Source organism: Streptomyces sp. CO7, from assembly GCF_053474865.1.
This window is the reverse complement of record NZ_JBRIOU010000005.1, coordinates 39,620-44,229: the sequence shown is the minus strand read 5'-3', so window position 1 is coordinate 44,229 and position 4,610 is coordinate 39,620. Positions and strand designations below refer to the sequence as shown.

The 4,610-nt window shown below is 73.9% G+C and carries 3 protein-coding genes; all 3 read left to right on the top strand.

Features of this window, described 5'->3' with window-relative positions:
• Nucleotides 1-62: 62 nt before the first annotated feature.
• Nucleotides 63-1,319, top strand: a complete 1,257-nt coding sequence (locus ACOV8S_RS18485) for a carbohydrate ABC transporter permease (protein ID WP_448319444.1) — start codon at nucleotides 63-65, stop codon at nucleotides 1,317-1,319.
• Entirely contained in the window at nucleotides 1,316-2,236 is a 921-nt protein-coding gene (locus ACOV8S_RS18480) for a carbohydrate ABC transporter permease (protein ID WP_448318932.1), read from the top strand. The genes ACOV8S_RS18485 and ACOV8S_RS18480 overlap by 4 nt, the downstream gene beginning before the upstream one ends.
• A 269-nt stretch (nucleotides 2,237-2,505) precedes the next feature.
• A partial coding sequence (locus tag ACOV8S_RS18475; protein WP_448318931.1) for a bifunctional glycosyltransferase/CDP-glycerol:glycerophosphate glycerophosphotransferase occupies nucleotides 2,506-4,610 on the top strand: 2,105 nt, incomplete at its 3' end.

Genomic DNA, 4,610 nt, shown 5'->3' with positions numbered 1-4,610 from the left:
CCCCCGCCCCGCCGTCCCCCCGCGGCCGGGCGTCCCGGAGACGGGCGTCCGCGCTCCCGTTCCTGTTCCTGCTGCCCGCCCTGGTGCTGCTGGGCGCGCTGGTGGTGTACCCGATCGGGTACTCGCTGCTGCGCAGCCTCTTCGACCGCACCGGCGAGAACTTCGCCGGCTTCGACAACTACGTCGAACTCTTCACCGACGACGGCATCCTGCGGGCGCTGACCAACAACCTGATCTGGGTGGTGGTGGCCCCGGCCGTCGCCACCGCGCTCGGTCTGATCTTCGCCGTGCTCACCGAACGGGTGCGCTGGGGCACGGCGTTCAAGCTGGTCGTCTTCATGCCGATGGCGATCTCCATGCTGGCGGCGGGCATCATCTTCCGGCTGGTCTACGACCAGGACCCGGACAAGGGCGTCGCCAACGCGGTGTGGGTGGGGGTGCACGACACCTTCGCGGAGTCCTCCGCCTTCCCCAAGGCGCACCCGGGGCGCGAGTCGCCGCTGAAGCCGGCCGGCGGCGGCGCGTTCGTCACCACCGATCCGGTGCGCGTCGGCACGCCGGTGTCGCTGCCGCTGGTGGGCGTGGCACCCGACGTGATGCCCGACGACGCCTCCCCGGCCCGCCCTGCGCAGGCCGAGCAGGACCGGGTCACCGGGGTGACCTGGCAGGACTTCACCCGCGGCAAGGGCGTGGGCGCGCTGAACGAGCCCGACGCCACCGAGGTCGGCTATCCGGGCATGCGGATCGAGGCGGTCAAGGACGGCAAGGTGGTGGACCGGGCAACGGCGGCCCCGGACGGCTCCTTCAGCCTCTCCGCCGAGGCCGACGGTGCGCTGCTGCGGCTGCCGGCCGACAACTTCCGCGAGCCGTACAACGGGATCGACTGGCTCGGTCCGTCCCTGGTCACCCCGGCGGTGATCGGGTCGTACGTGTGGATGTGGGCCGGGTTCGCGATGGTGCTGATCGCCGCGGGGCTCGCCGGGGTGCCGCGGGAGCTGATGGAGGCGGCCCGGGTGGACGGGGCCACCGAGTGGCAGGTGTTCCGCCGGATCACCGTGCCGCTGCTGGCCCCGGTGCTGGGCGTGGTGCTGGTCACCCTGATGATCAACGTGCTGAAGATCTTCGACCTGGTCTACATCATCCCGCCGGGCTCCTCGCAGGACGACGCCAACGTGCTGGCGCTGGAGCTGTACCGGAAGGGCTTCGCCGAGGACCAGCCGGGCGTCGCCAGCGCCATCTCGGTCTTCCTGCTGCTGCTCGTCGTCCCGGTGATGTGGTTCAACGTCCGGCGGATCAGGCAGGAGGGCCGACAGCGATGACCTCGACCTCGACGCCGACGACACCGGCCGCGTCCTCGGCCGCGGCCGGGAGGCGGGCGCCGCGCAAGGCCTCCCTCGCCTCGCGGGCGGTCTCCGGGCTGGGCGGGACGCTGGTCCAGCTGTTCCTGGTGGTGGTCGGCCTGTTCTGGCTGATGCCCACCGTGGGCCTGCTGCTCTCCTCGCTGCGCTCGCCGCGGGACATGGCGGACAGCGGCTGGTGGACCGTCCTGACCGAGCCCTCGCGGATGACTCTCGAGTCGTACACGAACCTGCTCGGCAACGACGACATCACCGGCTCGCTGTTCAACACCCTGCTGATCACCGTGCCGGCCACCCTGCTGGTCGTGGTGATCGGCGCGCTCGCCGGCTACGCCTTCGCCTGGATGGAGTTCCCCGGGCGGGACTGGTGGTTCCTGGGCGTGGTCGGCCTGATCGTGGTGCCGGTCCAGGTGGCGCTGCTGCCGATCGCCGAACTCTTCGGCGACCTCGGCCTGTTCGGGTCGATCGCGGGTGTGGTGCTGTTCCACACCGGGTTCGGCCTGCCGTTCGCGGTGTTCCTGCTGCGGAACTTCTTCGCGGAGATCCCGCGCGAGCTGCTCGAGGCGGCCCGGCTGGACGGCGCGGGCGAACTGCGCCTGTTCACCCGGGTGGTGCTGCCGCTGGGCGGTCCGGCGGTGGCGAGCCTGGGCATCTTCCAGTTCCTGTGGGTGTGGAACGACATGCTGGTCGCGCTGGTGTTCGCCGACTCCGGCAGCCAGCCGATCACGGTGGCGCTGCAGACCCAGGTGCGGCAGTTCGGCAGCAACATCGACGTGCTCGCACCGGGCGCGTTCCTGTCCATGGCGATCCCGCTGGCGGTGTTCTTCGCCTTCCAGCGGCAGTTCGTCTCCGGGGTGATGGCGGGCGCCGTGAAGTAGTCCCCGTGCGGCGGACACCGCGCCCCACGGCGGCAGCCCGTGGCGTGGTGTCAGGGAAACGCGTCACTCGATCGGAAGCGTCCGGCAAGCGGGCGAATCCGTTCACCTGAAGGGGCGGTCCGGTCAACGGGCCGCCCCGACACGCGTCCGGCGTCGCCACCTGTCAGGGCGACAAGGCGTATCCAGGTCACACCTTCGGATCTTCCGGTACCGGTCCCGTCGGCCCGGCGCCCGAGCCCGACCGCCCCCGTCACCCCCTGGATGTGCCGTTGCCCAGGTTCAGTGTCATCGTGCCCGCGTACCAGGTCCAGGCGTACCTGCACTCCTGCCTGGAGTCGGTGCTCGGGCAGTCGTACACGGACCTGGAGCTGATCGCGGTCGACGACGGGTCCCCTGACCGGTGCGGGGCGATCATCGACGAGCTCGCCGCCCGCGACGACCGGGTCCGCCCCGTCCACCTGGAGCGCAACACCGGGCTCGGACCGGCCCGCAACGCGGGCATGGAGCGGGCGTCGGGCGACTACCTGATCTTCCTCGACGGGGACGACGCCCTCACCCCGCACGCCCTGCGGGCGATCGCCGAGCGGCTGGAGCGCACCGGCGACCCGGACGTGCTGGTCTACGACTACGCCCGCCTCCGGCTGGACGGCACCGCCGTGCGCAACCGGCTCGCCGCCGAGCTGCGCGAGGACGGCCCCGCCCCCTTCCCGCTCGACGACCGGCCCGGTCTGCTGGATCTGCTGATGGTCGTCTGGAACAAGGCCTACCGCAGGGACTACGTGGAGCGGGAGAAGCTCCGCTTCCCGGACGGCTGCTACGAGGACACCCCCTTCACCTACCCGGCCCTGCTGGCCGCCGCCTCCCTGGCCACCCTGGACCGGGTCTGCCTCCACTACCGCCAGCGCCGCCTGGGCAACATCCTCGGCACCCCTGGCCGGCAGCACTTCGACGTCTTCGCGCAGTACGACCGGGTCTTCGCCTTCCTCGACGCCCGGCCCGCCCTGGCGCACTGGCGCGGCCTGCTGTTCCACCGCATGACGGACCACTACTTCACCGTCCTGCAGCGCGCCGACCGGCTGCCGCCCGGCACCCACCGCGAGTTCCTGCGCCGCGCCCGCGACCACCACCGCCGCCACCGCGTGCCGGGGCCGCCGCCCGCGGGGCCGCGCGCACGCGGCCGTCACCTGGTGATCCGCAGCGGCAGCGTCCCGCTCTGGCGCGCCCTGCGGCTCGCCCTGGCCGCCTCCCGTCGCGCGGGCCGTCCGGCCCGCGCCGCCCTCCGCGCCGCCCGCGCGCTCCTGCTGCGCGCCCACTACGCCGCGCAGCGGCTGCTGCCCACCCGCGACCTCGCGCTCTTCACCGCGGGGGACGGCGCCGCGCCCTACGGCGGCGACCCCGGCGCGCTGGAGGCCGCGTTCCGGATGTGGTCGCCGCGCACCCGCACCGCCTGGGCCGCCCCGCGCGCACTCGCCGACACCGTGCCGCCGGAGACCTCCCGCCTCACCCCGGACTCCCTCACCTGGTGGACCGCGCTGGCCCGCGCCCGCTACCTGGTCACCGACACCGGCTTCGGCCGCCCGGTGCGCCCCCGGCGCGGGCAGGTCCTGCTGCACACCCTCGACGGCCTGCCGCTCACCCGCGCCGGCCTGGACGCGGCCCGGCCCGACGTCGACGCCGTCCTCGCCGACGTCGACACCTGGGACCTGTGCCTGTCCGGCGACGCCCACACCACGCTGGTCCACGAACGCGGCTTCCCCGGCCGGTACACCACCCTCGAGTTCGGCCGCCCCCGCACCGACGCCTACCAGCGTGCCACCGCCGAGGACGTCGCCCGCGGGCGCGCCCTGCTGGGCGTCCCGGCCGAGCGCACCGCCGTGCTGTACGCGCCGGCCCCGCGCCCGCACCCGGAGCCCTCGCTGGACGTGGAGGAGCTGGCGCGGCGGCTCGGCGAACGGTTCGTGCTGCTCACCACCGTCCCCGACCCGGGCACCTATCCGCCCGGCCGGGTGATCGACGTGTCCCGCACCGCGGCGCCCGCGGCCACCCTCTGCCTGGCGGCGGACGTCCTGCTCACCGACTGCTCCCCGCTGATCGCCGACTTCGCCGCGCTGGACCGGCCGGTGGTCCTGTGGGGCCCGGACCGGGCCGCGCTGGACGCCGTGCGCGGGCTGTACCCCGTCCAGGTGCCGGGCGCGGTCGCCCGGGACACCGCGGAGCTGGCCCGGCTGCTGGTCACCGGGGCCTGTGACGGCCCGGCCCAGGCCGAACTGCGCGCGGCCTTCCGCGAACGGCACTGCCCCTACGACGACGGGCGGGTGGCCGAGCGGGTGGTGCGGCGGGTGGTCCTCGGCGAGAGCGCCGGCCTGCCCGCGGT